Source organism: Anabaena sp. UHCC 0204 (assembly GCF_009711975.1).
Taxonomy (GTDB): Bacteria; Cyanobacteriota; Cyanobacteriia; order Cyanobacteriales; family Nostocaceae; genus Dolichospermum.
Genome location: NZ_VIKW01000024.1, coordinates 28,650 through 47,846, shown reverse-complemented (window position 1 = coordinate 47,846; position 19,197 = coordinate 28,650). Strand labels below are relative to the sequence as shown.

Here is a 19,197-nt window from a genome sequence, read left to right as displayed (position 1 = left end):
TTTTCCGTATAATATCCCTATTTGGAGTATTAAACTACAGGATTAGCGAACTGCTTGCAGCAGCGCTTCGCTATCGCACTCAGATTAAAAGACGACAATAGTTTCACTGCTTCCTATTATTTATTTTCTTTTACTTGCTTACTTTAATGCCTTTCAATAACATCCAAAGAGCAAAGACTTGGCGAAATGCAATTTTAGGCATGGGACATTATCGCTCAGTGTTCGCTATTACTTTGTTTTCAATTCTGATGTCGATAATAATTACTGGTGTAATAATGACAGTATTTTGGTGGGAGGGGATAGATGTACTCCTCAAATCATTACTGGTTGCTGCCATAATCCCCGGAATCGTTGCGCCTTTAGCGACCAACTTCGTTGTTAAACTTCTATTTGAGCTTGAGGATCTACAAACCCAACTTTTAGAAATGGTTAACCGCGACCCCTTAACGAAGGTGTATAGTCGCCGCTATCTTATGGATTGTCTTGAGATTGAGTCAGCGAGAACCTTGCGCTCAAATGAGCCAATGTCGTTACTGATACTTGATGTTGATAATTTTAAGTCTATTAATGATCGCTATGGGCATGGAAATGGAGATATTGTGCTACAAGAGATTGCTCAGGTTTGTGAATCTACCCTGCGCCCCTATGATGTAATTGCACGTTTCGGTGGTGAAGAGTTTGTTGTAATTCTGCTGAATACACCCTTACCAGAAGCGTGTACTGTTGCTGAACGTATTCGAGAGAATGTGGCTGTTACGACTATTGAATTAACTTCTGGAGAAACGATTCGTAGCACGATTAGTCTTGGCATTAGCCTTTTTACCCCGCCAGATCCAAAGTGCATAAACCTATTATCCCGCGCAGATCGAGGATTGTATAAAGCTAAAAATAACGGTCGAAATCAGTGGGCGATCGCAGACTAACTTTATCCCATCTTCATAAGCTACAGCCCTTACCTCGATCATAGGACTTGGGCCAGGACTCCGTAGGGGGCTGCTGGTTAAAGCTTACCAATGAGCTTGTCATATTCTGCGTGAGTTCCGATCCAAAACCAAGAAATACCGCTTTCTACCTCAACTCCTAAAGCCCGATAGTCTAATCCTGCTCGAACTGACCAGTATTTTTTACCGATCTTCTTGAAGTGTAATGATGGATGAGATGGATCAGCTTTCAAAAGTTCGTAACACTGATCTGCTGTTTCCTGAACTTGATGGGACAACTCGTCATAGCATTTCCAAAATCTTCGCGTTGTATAGTGCATCAGAGTTCTCGGCAATGTCCCGTTTTAAACTCAGCGATCGCTTCTTCTGCTAAAGCCTCCAGTTTGCCGTCTGCGATGTCCTGTTCTAGCTGCTTGTCCCAATGTTGGTAGTCTAGGTCTAAGATCCATTGCCGAAGTCGCTGAAATTGTTCTGGTGGAAGCGTTAGAATAGCTGCTTCAATTTGTTCAATGGTTGACATATCGGATGATAGTTTTTTGACTTCAATCACATTATAGCTTTGTAGAGAGGAGTAATTCTAATTTTTACCTTGCCACTGAATATCAAACACACTCTGCACACATCTTTGTTTGGATATTGAGCGAACTGCTTGCAGCAGCGATCGCGCTATCGCACTTCTCAAAGATGTTTAACAGATCCATGAGACCGTACCTTACAGATCGCTTATAATCAATGTATTATTGTATATCTAAAAATTTAAAATATGTCACTCGCTGAGTTAATTCCTCTAGTCAATAATCTGAGTCAATCAGACAAATTATCACTCTTTAAACTCCTAGCTACACAAATCCCAAATGCCGAATTACAAGTGATCTTTTCTGCCTCAGAGTATCCGATTTGGTCGCCATATCACGCAACGGAAGCTGCAAACATCCTCATGCAGATGATTCAGGATCACCAAGAGGCATCTACTGATGGCTAGTACAGTGGAATTTCCCTTTAATGATGATGAAGCATTACCCACAATTCCTATCATTCTGAGTTATGCAAACTTTTAATGGAGTTAAACTCAATGAGTGCATTATTCAACTTACTAGAAAAAATTAAAACCAAACCAGGCTTATATTTGGGAACAGCATCTATCAGTAATTTACAGATGTTTATTTTGGGATATCGCTTTTCTCGTTCTGAATTAGGTATTGCTAATACTGAAACTGAAAGTGATTTTTATAAAAACTTTCAACCTTGGCTACAAAACCGCTTATCTATCCATACCGTTAACGCTTGGGATAAAATTATTTTACTCACTTGTATTGATGAAAAAGCTGCATTTGATTACTTTTTTCAATTACTAGATGAATTTATCCAAAGAGACAAAAGCCAGGATATTGAACCAATTATGGCTGAACCATCTTCTCAAAATTCTCAAAAAGCTGCCTGAAGAATAACACTGAATCTTAGTGTGCTTCGTTGTTTCTGTCGCAATTATTTTTTCAAGTGCGATAGCGATCGCGGAGCGTCGCAAAGAGAAGAGATCGCAGCGATTCCTACGGAGCGCTTCGCTATCGCACTACGTCATAAAAATTCCTGAAAGAGGTTATCGAACGGTTCTGTATTTTTCCAGCGATAGGTGTTGAAGTCTCGATAATCAACCGATAAAATTTGGCCATGACCTAATTCTTCTGCCAGGATAACAAGAGAGGAATCGGCTAAATCCATCGGTAAATCTTTATATTTTTCCATCAGTTCTTCAATACGCTGGCAATGATGTTGTTTCAGATCAAAGATTTGTAGCTTTCCTGTAGAAATTTTATTAATAAAGATTTTTGGAGCATCTACTCCTACTCTTTTTTGTAATAGATAGCACGTTTCTGTGACGACGCACCAGGTTGTAATAAATTGCTGATTAGCTAAATCTTGAAATCGTTTTTTGGCGGCTATATGAACTGCATCTTTTTTATTGGCAAGAGCTAACCAAAAGCCTGTATCAACTATGATCATATTTTTGATTAAGTTCACGGTCTAAGTAGTTTTTATAGTTTTTTGAGAGGTCTGTTTCAGCTTCTATACAACCGATAAAATCTGACCAGTCTGGCAAGGAATTTTCTGAAGATTGGTGTTGATTTAGAAGATAGCGTTTTTTCAGGACTTCTACGAGTTCCACTATGATTTGTTGTGCATCGGGCGGAAGAGACGCAATATCTTGTTGAATGGTATCTAAGTTCATAATCTCATTTTGCTGTTTCCCTGATTATAGTTTAGCGAGAAATGTTATTGAGCGATCGCATTTCCCCAATATTAGCGATCGCACTTAATAATAGTTAACGAAGCACAAAAAAATGAAAATTGAGCGAGATCGCTTTTCTCAAAGATGTTAAACAGTCAATTTAGAAGGTTTATATTTATAACTTAGTTCCATAGCATTGCAAAAGCTATTTAGTTGATTAAGCAAAGCATTATAGTAAACGTAAGCATCCTCTTGTTTATCTTGGAGATTAGCATATAAAGTTAACTCTGGTTCTGGTGCTAGGTGATCTTTAGGGATATCTAAACCGGCTTCAGATAATCGTGTTGAGGCAATTGCAATTAATAATGCTCCAATTGTATTAGATTCACCATTGTGAAGATCATTAAGTCCAGGTAATATTGTTTCTGCACCTGGTAATTCATTAAGATTCATGATTGATTTTCCTCCAGGTTATTTTCACAACGTTCAATAAATTTCTCAATTCTACGTCTAAGGATATCAGGGTTTAGAGAGGGAAATCTGATTAGTTCAGGTGTAATTGCTTCAAAGCAATTCCGTAAATCATTCAAAGAGAATAATTTCTGTTTGTACATAGCTTCAATATCTTTAATATCACGGTCAAATCCCCTAGATAGTTTAGAAAGAGCTTGGGCTGTAAAATCATAGTGATAAAAGGAAATTTGACCTTGTTTGCCAATGAATACACTTCTATCACGCCATCCTGGAAGAGGTGGTAAGAAATCCTGCGGAGATGCCAATTCGATATTGATGTTTAATTCTTGTTTGAGTTTGGCGATCGCTTGAAAAATCCCTGGTGGTTCAGGATCTAGACGAAGATCAACATCAACTGTGGAGTTACGCCATCCAATTAGTAGCGCACTAGCTCCACCTGTAAAGTAGATGCAGCCTGAACTCTGGGCTTCTCTACCCAAGAGTTGCATCAGACGTTCTAACTTTTGAGTGTCAATGTTTGCACGCATATTTTTATTGATTTATGTGTTTGGATATTGAGCGATAGCGAAGCGCTCCGTAGGAATCGCACCAAATCAATATTATCAATATTAGCGATCGCATTTAATCACAGTTAAAGAATCACAAGACAATGGATTTTGAGCGATCGCATTTCCCCAATATTAGCGATCGCAGTTAATCCCAGTTAAGGAAGCACAAGATAATTGATTTTGAGCGATCGCACTTTTCTCAAAGATGAAAACGTAATAAGGTGCGTTACATTTCATTAACGCACCCTACAATATCAGCGATCGCACTGGAACGATTTGTTAGATCATGATAACAGTTTCAAATTCTTCCACGCTCAACTAAGCGCCTATAATGCTCACCAAGTACAGTTAATTTACATCCCTTGCTTTCCATAGCTGCATTCCACATATGAGGAGCGTCAACAGGAACGACCAAATTGACACGATTAAATTTTTGTAGAACTGCAAATTTTCTTGTATTTCCTGGGATGGGATCAGGCATTCCTTCGCTTCGCCCTTTCATTTCTGGTTCAAAAGTTGGATTTAATGGAAATTCATAACCTGCTATTGGAAAGAATTCAGTAATCCTTTGTAAATCTGTCAATTGAACGTTTGGTTGTATTTTCCGTAATGAGACAAAGCTCTTCACGTTAGTCTTGAACACCGGACGCTGCTCCCAAGCTCCCAAGGATTGATCGATATACGCATAGACACTGCCGGGGCTTATGTCACCTAGAAGGTTGGCGGATACCCCACTTAGTGCATCGACGAAGAGAGTAGTGAAAACTCCTCGTCCATTTTTCTCTGTCGCGTATTGATCTTCTGTTGACGCTGTTAGGATGGTGAGTCCTTCGGCTAATACGGCATGGTTACCTGATAATGGAGGAGTTCCAGCAATTCCTGAATGACAGCTATCTAGTACAATAATCTTGTTTTTTGCTCTTGATTTATTTGCCAATTCCAAGATTTCTGTAAGAGAAACCCCTTCATCTCCTCTCCGGGAATCGCTTGCTAACAAATATCCGCCAGTAGACTCAATATGACCATGCCCGGCGAAATAAAAAAGTGCTATCTCACTATCATCTGAGAAAAGCTTTTGAATATGGTCTTTGAGTTGGTTTCGGGAAACACTGTCAGAAGATCCTGTTCCTGTAAATAACTGAACATCAAAATTTATTGAGCCGTCACCATGCCTTGATAAGATTGCTTTTACGGCATGAGCATCATCCACACACCCATACAGAGGGGAACCACAAGCATAGTAATTTATTCCAACAACTAGAGCTTTTCTCATATCCCTTCCTATATAGAGTATGTTCGTATAGCCTCAACAATGGATGAGCTTTGCCACTTAACAGTTGCGTCGGCGTTGTCTTTCACAATTTTTGACGTTTGTTCCGAACCCCAAGGTTCAACCGCAATTAGTGGCTTTGAAAATATTTTCTTTGCTATTTCAATTTCGTTATTTATCCATTTTGAATAGGTGCTATATTTACCAGCCAACATAACCACACAATTTGCAGATTGCATTTGGTTTTTTATCGCCTCATAGAGTGCCTTGTCATTTGGTGCGTTATGTATTGGATCGTCTTTTGGAACAGAGTAATCAATCCAATGAAAATTTGGGTATTCATTGAAGAATTTAACCAATTTATCGTATGCATCACCATATGCCCATGAATGGCTGATAAAGAGACGGTATGTTTTTAACTGAGGCATGTTTATCTCTCTTTTTTATCTAACTAGTAGTAGCTATTAGACGGAAAGTTTCGGTCTAACATACCCAGATTTTACACTGGTTATGTTGACCTTAACTCAGGTAATGACAATATCGTGACCCATTATACCTTACCATAACGTCTAGGTAATAGCAAGAAAAACTCTGGATATCGTCAATATCCAAGTATTATTACGGAATATTTCGGGCTATTCATCTGAGTTTGTTCGCCACCACAGTAGTTTGAGCTTATTTCTTGCTGATATCCAGAATTTTCCTAAATCTCTCAACCTCCAACTTCAACCTTTCATTCTCCATCCTTAATGCCAAAATTTCATTCTTCTGCAACTCAATTAACGACCTTTGACTAATTACCTCACCAAAGGCTTTTTTCCGGTTTTCAATCCCAAACCATCTTTGATAGGTTTTTGTATGTTCATCAACAGTATGACCTAAATTATCTGCTGCGGCTTTAATCGGTATTCCCTGAAGATGCGCTCGAATCGCGCAACCATGCCGTAAATCATAAGGTTGAAAATCAATTCCCACTTTTCTAAACCATCTGGATATATCTCTCCGCATCCAATTAATATTTTGTACAGATGCAATTTTTGCCACCTTGTGTTCTAAAATCTTTAATGGTTTGGGATTATGTAAATCAAATAATTCTATCCATTCAGGGACAAAAGGAATAACTTCTCGATATCCAGTTTTGGTATTTTTATTCACTTTCCAAGTATGATCTATATTTTGGGGAGACATCCACCAATTAATATCCGGTTCTACAAATAATTCCCTTGGTCTTAACCCATAAGTTGCCAACATTCCATATACCCAACGCCACATTTCCCAGGTGTCTATTTCATCACTAATGTTTGTATTTTTGCGGTTGAGTGCAAATTTTTCAAACAGGTCAAAAGCAGATATGATTTTTTCATCTTCAGGAATTTCTCGATAAGCAGGAGTGACATGATCTCGTTTGACATCGAGTTGAAATCCTAAATTAAAGGTTTTAATCAAAACAGAACTTACTGCTATTAGTTCATTTTTTTTATTACCCTGAAATGAATTAATAATTTCCTCAAAATTTTCTTTTGTGGCTAAATGGGTGAGAGTCAAGTTTCTTTTAATTACAGATATATAGTTAGCAAAAGTATTTTGACTAGTGATAGTTTTTTGACGGGTTTGATAATATTTTTCATCAAATGTATCTAATAATTCCCCAATTGTTTTTATCTCTTGCTTCTCTCTCGATTTAATTCCTAAATACTTCTCATTCCACTCGAAAGTATGACGAGCAATTAATTTACCCAACTCATAACTTTCTTCAATTGCAGTTTTTAATCCCTCTAAATTTGCGGGTATTCCTAGAGATAAATCATACTGCTTTTTTGTCTTACCTAAACTGTAATCTCCTGGTTTTAATGGTAAGGTAGCTCGTAATTGGAGAGAATTGCCAGTTTGTTTAATACTAACTCTTATTCTCTCCCTTTTTAAATTAGTATTAGCTTCGACAAACTTCTGATCAAAAACTTCTTGATACTGTAATTCTGTTGCTTTTATTTTCGCCATTGTGCCTCTATAGCTACCGTCTGTGGTGTTCTGCGGCTCAAAGTCTGCAAACATATCTGCGAACCAGTCCCTTGAGTCTGCATTTGCATCCTCATGTAGAGATGGGGGATAGGTTTCCGATATTACAGTACAGCTATTTTCAGGTAAATAGACCACAAACCGACCTCTCTCCAAACCTCTCTCCTGCAAGGAGAGAGGCTTTGATTTACCCCCCTTCCAGCAACAAAGGTTTTTCTTTTTCCCTCTCCTCTTAGGAGAGGGTTAGGGAGAGGTAGAGAAGCTGGGGGTTAGGTCTAATAATAGTAGTTCAAATACAAGAAAACTGCTGTAACTGTTAGGGATAAAAATTACCCTGATTTTGTCCGCTCATTCCCTAAATATTCCCTTATTTATAAACTGAAATGGTGAAAATAAAATGTTCTGTCCGAGCAAAATTACCTGATAAAATAAGTTACTCAGGAACATTTACAGCATATCACCTGTTGTCATAGCAGTTATATGGTGCCTGGTGGAGTGATGTGCGCCCCCACTTTAACGGATATTACTCGCGCTTGGGCAATTCTGGAATATTTCCGCACCAATTGGTTAGAACCAGTTTGGTTAGGATGTTCTTTAGAAAGATATGAAGAAATTCAATCTTATGAAGACTTTCAAAAGTGGTTAAATGAAGATGTTAAACATCGGGAATCTGACTTAGGTTTATATTGGCGCATGGGTTTAGATATCGGTTTAGATCGATATGGTGCAGGTGTGGGTAAATATGTGACTTGGGGTTATATTCCCCATGAGGATAAATATAATCATCCCACCATTGAAGGACGTAACGCTGCTGTAATTATGAAAAGCGGTGTTTATGATAGCTTCACTGATACTCATGCCTTGATGAATCAAGGTTTTGCCCGTGAGAATTTAACCCATTCTTGGTATGATGAGGGTACAGAAGATTGGCATCCAAGCGATCGCACAACCACACCAATTAATAACAACCAAAAAGACTTTACTGGGGCTTATTCTTGGTCAAGTGCAGTCCTTCACCAAGACTTAGGACGTTTAGAAGCCGGACCCCTAGCCCGTCAATTAGTTGCAGGGGGAAATCATGGAGAATCTTGGCAACATTATGACCCATTTATTCTGGACACATTCAAGCAAATGGGCGGTGCAAGTGTTCATCTTCGCCAATTAGGAAGAGTCCACGAAATAGTTAAACTATATCGTCAAGCTGAACGCTGTTTAAGAGAGTTCAAATTAAACGATCCTTGGTATATTAAACCAGAAGAAAAAGATGGTAAAGGTTGGGGTGCAACTGAAGCCGCTAGAGGTGCATTATGTCACTGGGTAGAAATCGAAAAAGGCAAAATTAAACAATACCAAGTTATCGCTCCCGGTACTTGGAATATCGGACCCCGTGACGGTGAAGGACAACTAGGACCGATTGAAAAAGCATTAATAGGAACACCAATTCAAGACCCTAAAGATCCGGTGGAAGTTGGTCATGTCGCCCGTTCTTTTGATTCATGTTTGGTGTGTACTGTTCACGCTCATGATGCGAAAACTGGGGAGGAATTGGCACGTTTTAGAACGGCTTAATTTTTGTGTCACGCAGAGACGCAGAGGCACAGAGAGGGAGTGAGATTTTCTATCTTTGTGTCTTTTTTTTTGCATTTTTGTGTATATCTTATAATTGTTGTTTGCAGTACAAAAGTTCCCAATTCTGTGGGTTAGTCTGGATTTTAATGAGTAATTGGTAATTCCTAAATATTATATTATGAATTATCAATTATCAATGACAAATTTACTAAAATTGGTAACTAATTGTGTCTAATTTAGAACTACATCAATATCTTCCTCAGCTTCCTGAAGCCGCACTGCAAGAATTTATAGAATGGTGTATGTTAGAGCAGTCAAGCGCCGCAGGATTAGAATTTAAACCTGATCAAAGTAAGTTAAAAAATTTAGCCTCAGCGGATTATTCTAAGCAATTAGTTGACCAATTTATGAAGGTAAGACCTGACCCAATTAGAGCGGGTTTGGTGGCTGTAATTGCTGGAAATCAAGCCGATAAACACGAATTGCCAGGATTAGCGGCTGTAGTTGATTTTGTTTCTCTTTATGTTAAGTATTTAATTCCTAAAGATGGTACTAATCCAGAAGAAGCAGATGCAATTTTAGCTAAAGCATCACAACATCAATATGAGCAACTTGTAGAAATTGCTAAAAAACATGGTGTGAATTTATAGCTTTTTAAGGTGGGCATTGCCCACCAAATAATTAATAATTTATAGTTGTAATTTGAGTTAAGAAAACTAACGTAAAATGTAAAATGGATAAATAGTGGGTTTATTTGGATCAAAACAACCTACTTTACTATTTACTCATTTTTTCTTTTCCTGCTGTTGAAGGATACTTACCAACTTCTATTAATAATTGTCTTTCTATAATCCGTTCATTTTTGTTAAAATCGAGAATACGTGATGTTACTTCACCAATATCTGTTAACGGTTGAATTACAGCTTCATTAAGTCGAAAGTGATCACCCCAGAAGTCTCTGCGGGGGTTAAAAAATCTTACTAATTCACCATTTTGCCAATTAATTGAACCTAAATCTGTACCTTTTTGTAGATTACAGAAAACACAAGCATAACAGAGATTATCCTCTGTACTTGTACCACCATGTTTGACACTAATAATATGATCAACTTGACAAGATGTCGTATCTTTTTCTGAAATTAGACAATATTCACAGATATTACCAGCACGTTCCACAACTAAACGCCTTATTTCTAAATTAATGTAAGTACGAGACACCTTATTTACCCTCAACATTAATATATTTATGAGCCTTAGCCTTAGCTAATCTAATAATGTGTTCTAGAGTCAAAAAATACTCTAACTCTTCTCTATCTTCTTTTGTTAGCTCATTATTTTTAGCACCATCAATTAAATCTTCTAAACGGTTTTGTGCTGTTTCGGAAAGGTGGAAGTTAATCACACTTGCGGGAGTAGTACCAGCAGCAATAAAATCTACAATTTCGTCGTAGACTTTAATTGTTTTTACAGATGTATTCATGACGGTATCCTTTTTTATTATTCTAGTTTATAGATTGGTTTGAGGCAAGCAAACCCAACCAAAGAGATTAAGTATTTTTAGGATATGATGATTTAAGTATACCATTCATTTGGTAAATTATTATTTAGACAATAAAAGATCAAGTTTAAAGTAATTAAACTGAGTTAACTTTTAGATTATATTTAATGACTAAGTTTTAATAAGATATTGATGATTAATACCAATTTTAGAATCTTTGATGATAATATCTATTTAAAGCTTTATGGAATCTCCGCTTCATCAACATCAAATTTATGTGTTTGTAGAAATAATTACTGATTCTTCAAATCATCCCCATGAAACGTATTGCATCTTTTCTTCTCGCTACTGTGATAGCGTCTATGTCTGTGTTGGGTATTGCAGAAAATGCTGATTCTGCAACTCATAATCGCCGTCGTCAGACAACTACCCATGTTAGACGTTATCGGACTTGTACTGGCAGAAATAGTTACAGATATTATCGGGGCAAGTATTACAGATGTCGTTACAATAGACGGCATCGTTAATTCAATTATCATCGTTTAAAAGACTGGGTGGGTATTACTCACCCAGAAAAAATAATAAGTTATCTGGGAATTTAAAATTGGTAGATACCAAGTATTAGATAAATGGTTGAAAGACAGAAAAAACGCCACGCTAAAATTATCTAATGATGAAATTATTCATTCAGGACTTACGCACAAGTCACGAAGAAACGAACCACGAAGGAACGAAGAACACGAAGAAAAGAAGGTTTCAGAGATATTTTGCGTAAGTCCTATCATTATCAAAAAATTGTATTTTCTTTAACAGAAATTTTGCGACTAATAGAGGAAATTGATATAACTATTCCAGATTTTTCCATACAGTAAAAACTGGGATATTTAATAAATATTACTTCCTAAAACTACATTGCAAACTAAAAATATACTTAATTTACCCCTATCTGCTGACGGTGCAAAAATAATATTAGGAAATAATATTACACCAGAACAATTAGTAATTCCTCTTGCACCTACTCCCACAACAATGTTTGGACCCCGTGCAGCTTGTTTATTATCACCAACAGGACCATTATGGGTAGCAGATACAGGACATCATCGTTTATTAGGGTGGCGCAATTTACCCACAAAAGATCATCAACCTGCTGACTGGATAATCGGACAACCTGACTTTTATAGTGAAGGACAAAACGCCAAAGGTACACCTGGAAAATCTACATTTAGTGTCCCTACAGGTATTTGTAAATATGGTAATGGTTTAGCTGTTGCAGATGCTTGGAATCATCGCATTTTAATCTGGCATAATATCCCGAAAGATAGTCATATTCCCGCAGATTTGGTATTAGGACAAGCTAACTTTATTGATAATATACCTAACCGGGGAAGTCAACAACCTGCGGCTAATACTTTACACTGGCCTTATGGTATTTTCTGTTATAAAAATAAATTATTTGTAGCTGATACTGGAAATCGTCGGTTATTAATTTGGAATCAATTACCAATAGAAAATGGACAACCTGCGGATATCGTTTTGGGACAACCAGATATGATATCTCGTAATGAAAATGGTGGTGCTTCTCCCACTGCTTCTAGTATGCGCTGGTGTCATGATATCACTCTTTGGGAAGAGAATTTAGTTGTTACTGATGCAGGTAATAACCGGGTGATGATTTGGGAGGGAATCCCCACAGAAAATAATGCTGCTTGTGCGGTGATTTTAGGACAAAAAAACTTCAATTTTGTGGAATTAAATCAAGGGGTTTATTTCCCTATTCGGAGTAGTTTAAGTATGCCTTATGGCGTAGATATATGGAAGGATTGGTTAATAGTTGCAGATACTGCTAATTCTCGTTTGCTAGGATGGAAAATACGAAACTCTATTTTATTATTACATGGTGCAGATGCTGATGGTGTTATGGGACAAGATAATTTTACAAGTAAGAGTGAAAATAGGAATTTTGGATTACCAACAAGAGAAAGTTTAAATTGGTGTTATGGAATTAAGGTTTGTGGTGAAATTGCGGTGATTGCTGATTCTGGGAATAATCGTGTTTTGATTTGGAAGTTTTGATGATCTCACGCAAAGGCGCAAAGACGCAAAGGAAGAAAGATGAGAATAGAAGAAGTTAGGGTTTGTGGTACTGTTCAAGGTGTGGGTTTTCGTCCTACTGTTTATCGTTTAGCGAAGGTTTTTGGGTTAAAGGGTGATGTTTATAATGATGGTGAAGGGGTGTTAATTCGTGTTTCTGGTAGTGAGGAAGAAATAACGGATTTTATTAATCAATTATATCAAGAATGTCCTCCTTTGGCAAGAATTACTGATGTGATTAGGAGTCCATATTTGGGTGAGTTTAATTTTGATGATTTTGTGATTTCTCGTAGTGTTAATAGTGTGGTGAAAACTGAAGTTTCTCCTGACGCTGCAACTTGTTCTCAATGTCAAAAGGATATTTTTGATCCTTTTAGTCGTTATTTTCGTTATCCTTTTACTAATTGTACTCATTGTGGTCCAAGGTTGAGTATTATTCGGGCTATTCCTTACGATAGAAATAACACCAGCATGGTGAATTTTTCAATGTGTGGAGAGTGTGAAAGGGAATATGAAGATGTAGCAAATCGTCGTTTTCATGCCCAACCTGTGGCTTGTTTTACTTGTGGTCCGCGTGCATGGTTAGAACGTGCTGACGGTAAACCTATGATATCTGATATGTTTTCAATGTTGGATGATGTGGATGCTGTTTGTACTTTATTACAAAAGGGTGAAATTGTTGCTATTAAAGGTTTAGGTGGTATTCATTTAGCTTGTGATGCTACTTTGGAAAATGCAGTTATTAAACTCAGAAATCGCAAACGACGTGATCATAAACCTTTGGCTTTAATGGCAAGAGATATTAATATTATTTCTGAATATTGCGATATTAATGATTTAGAAAAAGAATTATTAACAAGTTCTGCTGCACCTATTGTTTTATTAAATATTAAAAATCATCATAAATTACCATCTTCTATCGCCCCAGGACAAAATACTCTGGGTTTCATGCTACCTTATACACCTTTACATCATTTAATTCTCAGACGCATGAATCGCCCCATAGTCTTAACTAGCGGGAATATTTCTGATGAACCGCAATGTATAAATAATGAAGAAGCAAAAGATAAATTATCGAAAATAGCCGATTATTTTCTTTTACATAACCGTGATATTGTCAATAGAGTAGATGATTCTGTAGTCAGAGTTATTGATAATCAAATACAAACCCTCCGACGTGCTAGGGGATATGCACCAGCACCAATTAAATTACCACCAGGATTTGAGAAAATTCCGCCAATTTTAGCAATGGGTAGCGAGTTAAAAAATACCTTTTGCTTATTACGAGAAGGTGAGGCGATTTTATCACAACATTTAGGAGATTTAGAAAATGTAGCTGCGTTCAATGGGTATCAAGAAACATTAAATTTATATTTAAACTTATTTGCACATAAACCAGAAATAATTGCTATTGATAAACATCCAGAATATCTATCATCTAAACTTGGTAAAGAACTAGCAATAGTGAATAATATTAAATTAGATGAAATTCAACATCATCACGCCCATATAGCAGCTTGTATGGCAGAAAATCAAATTCCTTTAGACTCAAAAGCGATTTTAGGAATAGCTTATGATGGTTTAGGTTATGGTGAAGATGGTACATTATGGGGTGGAGAATTTCTCCTAGCAGATTATCAAAACTTTCAAAGATTAGCTACATTTAAACCTCTACCCATGATAGGAGGAAAACAAGCAATTTATCAACCTTGGAGAAATACATACTCTCAATTAATAAACTCCTTCGCATGGGAAGAAATAAAACAAAAATATAGTGATTTAGCAATTATCAAAACCCTAGAAAATAAAAATCCTCAACTACTCAATCAAATCATAGCAAAAGGTATTAATTCACCCTTAACATCATCAGTAGGGAGATTATTTGATGCAGTAGCAGCCGCAATAGGTATATGTCCAGAAAAATGTAGTTATGAAGGACAAGCAGCCATAGAAATGGAAGCCATAGCTGATATTAATATTTTAAACAATGATAAAGAAACTCTAAATTATCCCTTTAACTTAGAAAAATTAGATAATATTTATTATATAGGTACATCTCCAACATGGATAGAAATACTCAATGATATAAAACAGCACATATCCTCATCAGAAATAGCTGCAAAATTCCATAAAAGTTTAGCCATTACCATAACCCAAATAGTTAAAAAACTTAGACAAGAACATCAATTTAATCAAGTAGCATTAACAGGAGGAGTATTTCAAAACCGCATTCTTTTACAACAAGTAAAAACACAGTTAGAAAAATTAGAAATAAAAGTCCTCACCCATAGTATATTACCCGCAAATGATGGAGGTTTATCACTAGGACAAAGCGTAATTGCAGCCGCTAAATACTTAAAAAAATAACATAAAAACCTCTGTTGTCTCTGCGCCTCTGCGTGAAATAAATCTTCAAAAAAAGGACAAGCAAAATGTGTTTAGGAATACCCGGACAAATAACAGAAATAACCAACATAGAACATAAACTAGCTACAGTTAATATTGGAGGAGTAAAACGTCAAGTAAACATAGCTTGTATAGTTGACGAACAACACCCCCCAGAAGCTTGTATAGGAGATTGGGTATTAGTTCACGTTGGTTTTGCCATGAATAGAATCAACGAACAAGAAGCCGCAGAAACATTAAAATTACTGCAAGAAATAGCCCAATCTTATACTTAAAACCTCTCTTCCTTTGCGTCTTTGCGCCTTTGCGTGAGAAATAAAAATATGAAATATGTAGATGAATTTCGTAACCCAGAAAAAGCCCAAGCCTTACAACAAGAAATAGCAAAACTCAGCCAACAAATAGATAGACATTTAAAAATAATGGAAGTATGTGGTGGACATACCCATGCAATTTTTAAATACGGAATCGAAGAAATATTACCTAATAATATCGAACTAATTCATGGTCCTGGTTGTCCAGTTTGTGTAATGCCTAAAGGTAGAATAGATGATGCGATCGCCCTCAGTCAATACCCCAACATCATTTTTACCACATTTGGCGATGCAATGCGCGTACCCGGTGCAAAAACCAGCCTCTTGCAAGCTAAAGCCCAAGGTGCAGATGTTCGCATGGTTTACTCACCCTTAGACAGCCTCAAAATTGCCAAAGAGAACCCCCATAAAGAAATAGTTTTCTTCGGTTTAGGCTTTGAAACCACCGCCCCCAGTACAGCATTTACTATCCTCCAAGCAGCAGCAGAAAATATCACTAACTTTAGTATGTTTTCTAATCATGTATTAGTAATTCCCGCCTTACAAGCATTATTAGAAAATCCAGATTTAGAACTTGATGGTTTTGTTGGTCCAGGTCATGTAAGCATGGTGATAGGAACAGAACCCTACGAATTTATTTCCCAAAAATATCATAAACCTATAGTTATTTCCGGCTTTGAACCATTAGATATTTTTCAATCAATTTGGATGTTATTAAAACAGATAGTAGAAAATCGTTGTCAAGTTGAAAATCAATATAACCGATTAGTAGAACCAGCCGGAAATAAAAACGCACTAGCAGCCATGAATCAAGTTTTTGTAGTCCGAGAAAAATTTGCATGGCGAGGTTTAGGAGAAATCCCCAATTCCGGTTTTAAAATCCGCGAAAAATATGCCCAATTTGATGCTGAAGCTAAATTTACAATTCCTAATTTAAAAGTAGCAGATCATAAAGCTTGTCAATGTGGAGAAATTCTCAAAGGAGTTTTAAAACCTTGGCAATGTAACGTATTTGGAACAGCTTGTACACCAGAAACACCCATAGGAACTTGTATGGTTTCCTCCGAAGGTGCTTGTGCAGCATATTACAAATATGGGCGACTTTCAACTATGTCAAAAAGAGATAAATCAGGTGTATCTACCGAACCTTTATCAGTCTAACTTGTACAAGTTGAGGAAAATCACATGGCTTATGTAACCGTCCGCATTAGTAAGGGTAACTCCATAGAAAGAAAGCGCAAATTAGTCAAGGCTGTGACTGATGCTTTAGCCTCCACTTTAGATACTAAATCCGAATATATAACTGTTCACATTGAAGAAATTGAACGAGAAGATTTGGGAATTGGTGGCGTTTTACAATATGACAAAAACAACAATAAGCGCGAAGATAGAGATGAAAGAAAAGACAGAGATGAGAGAAAAGATAGGGACGAAAGAGATGATAGAAAAAATTGGTAAATGATTTGAAATGACAGGCAATATGCCTGTCAAAAATTCAAAATTTATACTTATAAAACAATTTAAAATGACCATTATCCCCAATCAAAATCCACTTTTTCAAAAAATCGAACAAGTCCGTCGTCGGCAGGGAAAAGTCCGTGATACACATATTAATCTCGCACATGGTAGCGGTGGTAAAGCCATGCGTGACTTGATAGATGATGTATTTGTCAAAACCTTTAATAATCCCATTCTTTCCCAATTAGAAGATCAAGCAACATTTGATTTAGCCAGCCTTTCTCAACATGGAAACAGATTAGCATTTACCACAGATTCTTATGTAGTAGACCCCTTATTTTTCCCTGGTTCAGATATAGGAGAACTAGCAATTAATGGCACAATTAATGATTTGGCAGTGAGTGGTGCAAAACCTTTATATCTTACCTGTAGCGTCATTATAGAAGAAGGTTTAGCAGTAGAAACATTGCGCCGTGTAGTTGCCAGTATGCAGCAAGCAGCCCAAAAAGCTGGAGTACAAATAGTCACAGGAGACACAAAAGTTGTTAATCGTGGTTGTGCTGACAAACTATTTATTAACACTGCGGGAATTGGCATAATTCCCCCAAATATTGATATTTCTCCCCGCAATATTCAACCGGGAGACGTAGTAATTATAAACGGTGAAATTGGAAATCATGGCACAGCAATATTAATTGCTAGAGGAGAATTAGCATTAGAAACAGATATAGAAAGTGACTGTCAACCATTGCATGAATTAGTCGCCGAAATTATCAAAATTTGTCCTCAAATTCACGCCATGCGAGACGCAACCAGAGGCGGTTTAGCCACAGTCTTAAATGAATTTGCCCTCACAGCTAACGTAGGAATAAGCATCAATGAAAACGCCATTCCTATTAGAGAAGAAGTAAATGGAGTATGTGAAATATTAGGTTTAGATCCCTTATATCTAGCCAACGAAGGTAAACTAGTCATAGTTGCCCCTCCAGAAAAAGCAGATTTAATTTTAGCAACAATGAAAACCCACCCCACAGGAAAACAAGCATCTATCATAGGTAAAATAATTCCCACACCACCAGGAATAGTCCTCTTAAAAACCGCCTTTGGTGCAGAAAGAATAGTTGATATGCTAGTAGGAGATCAACTTCCCCGAATTTGTTAAACTCCCTCCTTTCTCTGCGCCTCTGCGTCTCTGCGTGAAATAAAAAAAGCTATGCACGAACTAGGAATAACCCAAAATATCATCGCTATAGTTAGCGAAAATGCCCAAAACAAAAAAGTCCAAAGAGTATTATTAGAAATTGGCAAATTATCAGCTATTATGCCCGAAGCTATCAGATTTTGTTTTGAAATTTGCGCCCAAGGTACAATAGTAGAAGGGGCAATATTAGAAATAATAGAAATACCAGGAACGGCTAAATGTCGTCAATGTGGGACAACTTTTCCTATAGATAAACCTTTTGGTATTTGTGAATGTGGTAGTGTGCAGTTAGACTTAATAACTGGTGAAGAACTGAAAATTAAAGAAATTGAAGTGGAGGATTTATGTGTGTAACCTGTGGTTGTTCTGATAATAATGAAACGACAATTACTAACTTAGAACATGAACATCATACTCATACTTTAGCAGATGGGACTGTAATTACCCACACTCATCACCATGAAAAACCTGCTGATATTCACGCCAAAATTCATAATACAACGATATCTTTAGAACAAGAAATTTTAGGTAAAAATAACTTATTAGCTGCCCAAAATCGCGGCTGGTTTAAAGGTAGAAATATTCTCGCGTTAAATTTAATGAGTTCTCCCGGTGCAGGAAAAACTACATTATTAACTCGCACAATTAATGATTTAAAAGACAAATTATCTATCAGCGTGATTGAAGGTGATCAAGAAACTACTAATGATGCTGAAAAGATTAAAGCCACAGGCTGTAAAGTTGTGCAAATTAACACAGGTACAGGTTGTCATTTAGACGCATCAATGATAGAAAGAGGGTTACAGGAACTTAATCCACCTTTAAATTCTGTGGTGATGATTGAAAATGTGGGAAATTTAGTTTGTCCGGCTTTGTTTGATTTAGGAGAACAGGCTAAGGTTGTAATTTTATCAGTGACGGAAGGGGAAGATAAACCAATTAAATATCCCCATATTTTCCGTAATAGTGAAATTATGATTCTCACGAAAATTGATTTATTGCCATATCTCAATTTTGATGTTCAACGTTGTCTTGAGTATGCAAAACAGGTAAACCCAAAAATACAAATTTTCCAAGTTTCTGCTACTACTGGGGAAGGATTAGAAGGTTTATATAATTGGTTATTTAAATGCAGCTAGAAATCATCTGCTAAGATCAAGGTGAAATCAGCTTTGAGTAATTAG

General features: G+C 36.8%; 24 protein-coding genes and 1 pseudogene. 14 read left to right on the top strand and 11 right to left on the bottom strand.

Annotation, left to right across the window (positions count from 1 at the left end; translation table 11 throughout):
* Positions 1 to 146 precede the first annotated feature (146 nt).
* Complete coding sequence (locus tag FJR04_RS18450; RefSeq protein WP_217359420.1) at positions 147 to 923, top strand: GGDEF domain-containing protein; 777 nt, start codon at positions 147 to 149, stop codon at positions 921 to 923.
* A gap of 77 nt (positions 924 to 1,000) precedes the next feature.
* Here FJR04_RS18450 and FJR04_RS18445 read toward each other — a convergent pair whose 3' ends face one another.
* Both FJR04_RS18445 and FJR04_RS18440 read right to left on the bottom strand, forming a co-directional pair.
* A complete protein-coding gene (locus tag FJR04_RS18445) occupies positions 1,001 to 1,261 on the bottom strand; it encodes a hypothetical protein (protein ID WP_168497453.1) in 261 nt (86 codons plus the stop codon).
* Positions 1,261 to 1,461: a hypothetical protein gene (locus tag FJR04_RS18440; RefSeq protein ID WP_168497451.1), complete on the bottom strand. Its 201-nt coding sequence runs from the start codon at positions 1,459 to 1,461 to the stop codon at positions 1,261 to 1,263. Before FJR04_RS18440 ends, FJR04_RS18445 begins: the two co-directional genes overlap by 1 nt.
* A 243-nt stretch (positions 1,462 to 1,704) precedes the next feature.
* Here FJR04_RS18440 and FJR04_RS18435 point away from each other — a divergent pair, with 243 nt between their 5' ends.
* Both FJR04_RS18435 and FJR04_RS18430 read left to right on the top strand, forming a co-directional pair.
* Positions 1,705 to 1,923, top strand: coding sequence for a hypothetical protein (locus tag FJR04_RS18435; RefSeq protein ID WP_168497449.1), 219 nt, complete (start codon positions 1,705 to 1,707; stop codon positions 1,921 to 1,923).
* 90 nt (positions 1,924 to 2,013) lie between these two features.
* Positions 2,014 to 2,382 (top strand): hypothetical protein, encoded by a 369-nt coding sequence (locus FJR04_RS18430; RefSeq protein WP_168497447.1) that lies wholly within the window; start codon positions 2,014 to 2,016, stop codon positions 2,380 to 2,382.
* 134 nt (positions 2,383 to 2,516) lie between these two features.
* Here the strand turns inward: FJR04_RS18430 and FJR04_RS18425 are convergent, their stop codons facing one another.
* The 7 genes from FJR04_RS18425 to FJR04_RS18395 form a co-directional block, all read right to left on the bottom strand.
* Positions 2,517 to 2,942, bottom strand: coding sequence for a type II toxin-antitoxin system VapC family toxin (locus FJR04_RS18425; protein ID WP_168497445.1), 426 nt, complete (start codon positions 2,940 to 2,942; stop codon positions 2,517 to 2,519).
* A complete protein-coding gene (locus FJR04_RS18420; RefSeq protein WP_168497443.1) occupies positions 2,929 to 3,168 on the bottom strand; it encodes a hypothetical protein in 240 nt (79 codons plus the stop codon). The genes FJR04_RS18425 and FJR04_RS18420 overlap by 14 nt, the downstream gene beginning before the upstream one ends.
* Positions 3,169 to 3,315: 147 nt before the next feature.
* Entirely contained in the window at positions 3,316 to 3,621 is a 306-nt protein-coding gene (locus FJR04_RS18415; RefSeq protein WP_168497441.1) for a hypothetical protein, read from the bottom strand.
* Entirely contained in the window at positions 3,618 to 4,169 is a 552-nt protein-coding gene (locus FJR04_RS18410) for a DUF6036 family nucleotidyltransferase (protein ID WP_168497439.1), read from the bottom strand. The genes FJR04_RS18415 and FJR04_RS18410 overlap by 4 nt, the downstream gene beginning before the upstream one ends.
* A 319-nt stretch (positions 4,170 to 4,488) precedes the next feature.
* Positions 4,489 to 5,463, bottom strand: coding sequence for a caspase family protein (locus FJR04_RS18405; RefSeq protein WP_168497437.1), 975 nt, complete (start codon positions 5,461 to 5,463; stop codon positions 4,489 to 4,491).
* 8 nt (positions 5,464 to 5,471) lie between these two features.
* On the bottom strand, positions 5,472 to 5,888 hold the full coding sequence (locus FJR04_RS18400; protein WP_168497435.1) for a TIR domain-containing protein: 417 nt from the start codon (positions 5,886 to 5,888) through the stop codon (positions 5,472 to 5,474).
* A gap of 247 nt (positions 5,889 to 6,135) precedes the next feature.
* A complete protein-coding gene (locus FJR04_RS18395; RefSeq protein WP_371718354.1) occupies positions 6,136 to 7,512 on the bottom strand; it encodes a site-specific integrase in 1,377 nt (458 codons plus the stop codon).
* Positions 7,513 to 7,944: 432 nt separating this feature from the next.
* Here FJR04_RS18395 and FJR04_RS18390 point away from each other — a divergent pair.
* Positions 7,945 to 9,045 (top strand): annotated as a pseudogene (locus FJR04_RS18390) (nickel-dependent hydrogenase large subunit); the annotation flags it as partial.
* A 227-nt stretch (positions 9,046 to 9,272) separates the two neighbouring features.
* The gene (locus FJR04_RS18385; protein WP_168497433.1) at positions 9,273 to 9,695 is read left to right on the top strand and encodes a hypothetical protein; all 423 of its coding nucleotides are present in this window, start codon (positions 9,273 to 9,275) and stop codon (positions 9,693 to 9,695) included.
* Positions 9,696 to 9,822: 127 nt separating this feature from the next.
* Here FJR04_RS18385 and FJR04_RS18380 read toward each other — a convergent pair whose 3' ends face one another.
* Both FJR04_RS18380 and FJR04_RS18375 read right to left on the bottom strand, forming a co-directional pair.
* Positions 9,823 to 10,263 (bottom strand): HNH endonuclease signature motif containing protein, encoded by a 441-nt coding sequence (locus FJR04_RS18380; protein WP_168497431.1) that lies wholly within the window; start codon positions 10,261 to 10,263, stop codon positions 9,823 to 9,825.
* Between the two features lies 1 nt (position 10,264).
* Complete coding sequence (locus FJR04_RS18375) at positions 10,265 to 10,525, bottom strand: hypothetical protein (RefSeq protein WP_168497429.1); 261 nt, start codon at positions 10,523 to 10,525, stop codon at positions 10,265 to 10,267.
* Between the two features lie 335 nt (positions 10,526 to 10,860).
* Between FJR04_RS18375 and FJR04_RS18370 the strand changes: the two genes are divergently transcribed.
* The 9 genes from FJR04_RS18370 to hypB all read left to right on the top strand — a co-directional run bounded on the left by FJR04_RS18370 (position 10,861) and on the right by hypB (position 19,152).
* On the top strand, positions 10,861 to 11,070 hold the full coding sequence (locus FJR04_RS18370; RefSeq protein ID WP_168497427.1) for a hypothetical protein: 210 nt from the start codon (positions 10,861 to 10,863) through the stop codon (positions 11,068 to 11,070).
* A 385-nt stretch (positions 11,071 to 11,455) separates the two neighbouring features.
* Positions 11,456 to 12,616 (top strand): hypothetical protein, encoded by a 1,161-nt coding sequence (locus FJR04_RS18365; RefSeq protein ID WP_168497425.1) that lies wholly within the window; start codon positions 11,456 to 11,458, stop codon positions 12,614 to 12,616.
* Between the two features lie 39 nt (positions 12,617 to 12,655).
* Positions 12,656 to 15,001: a carbamoyltransferase HypF gene (gene hypF / locus FJR04_RS18360; protein ID WP_168497423.1), complete on the top strand. Its 2,346-nt coding sequence runs from the start codon at positions 12,656 to 12,658 to the stop codon at positions 14,999 to 15,001.
* A 65-nt stretch (positions 15,002 to 15,066) separates the two neighbouring features.
* Positions 15,067 to 15,315: a HypC/HybG/HupF family hydrogenase formation chaperone gene (locus tag FJR04_RS18355; RefSeq protein ID WP_168497421.1), complete on the top strand. Its 249-nt coding sequence runs from the start codon at positions 15,067 to 15,069 to the stop codon at positions 15,313 to 15,315.
* Positions 15,316 to 15,363: 48 nt separating this feature from the next.
* Positions 15,364 to 16,515 carry a hydrogenase formation protein HypD gene (hypD, locus tag FJR04_RS18350; protein WP_168497419.1) on the top strand — a complete coding sequence of 384 codons (1,152 nt, stop codon included), beginning with the start codon at positions 15,364 to 15,366 and terminating at the stop codon, positions 16,513 to 16,515.
* Positions 16,516 to 16,539: 24 nt separating this feature from the next.
* The gene (locus FJR04_RS18345) at positions 16,540 to 16,812 is read left to right on the top strand and encodes a 4-oxalocrotonate tautomerase family protein (protein WP_168497417.1); all 273 of its coding nucleotides are present in this window, start codon (positions 16,540 to 16,542) and stop codon (positions 16,810 to 16,812) included.
* A gap of 67 nt (positions 16,813 to 16,879) precedes the next feature.
* Positions 16,880 to 17,974 (top strand): hydrogenase expression/formation protein HypE, encoded by a 1,095-nt coding sequence (gene hypE / locus FJR04_RS18340; protein WP_168497415.1) that lies wholly within the window; start codon positions 16,880 to 16,882, stop codon positions 17,972 to 17,974.
* Between the two features lie 51 nt (positions 17,975 to 18,025).
* A complete protein-coding gene (gene hypA / locus FJR04_RS18335) occupies positions 18,026 to 18,367 on the top strand; it encodes a hydrogenase maturation nickel metallochaperone HypA (RefSeq protein WP_168497413.1) in 342 nt (113 codons plus the stop codon).
* Positions 18,358 to 19,152: a hydrogenase nickel incorporation protein HypB gene (hypB, locus tag FJR04_RS18330; protein ID WP_168497411.1), complete on the top strand. Its 795-nt coding sequence runs from the start codon at positions 18,358 to 18,360 to the stop codon at positions 19,150 to 19,152. The genes hypA and hypB overlap by 10 nt, the downstream gene beginning before the upstream one ends.
* The last annotated feature ends 45 nt before the right edge of the window (positions 19,153 to 19,197 follow it).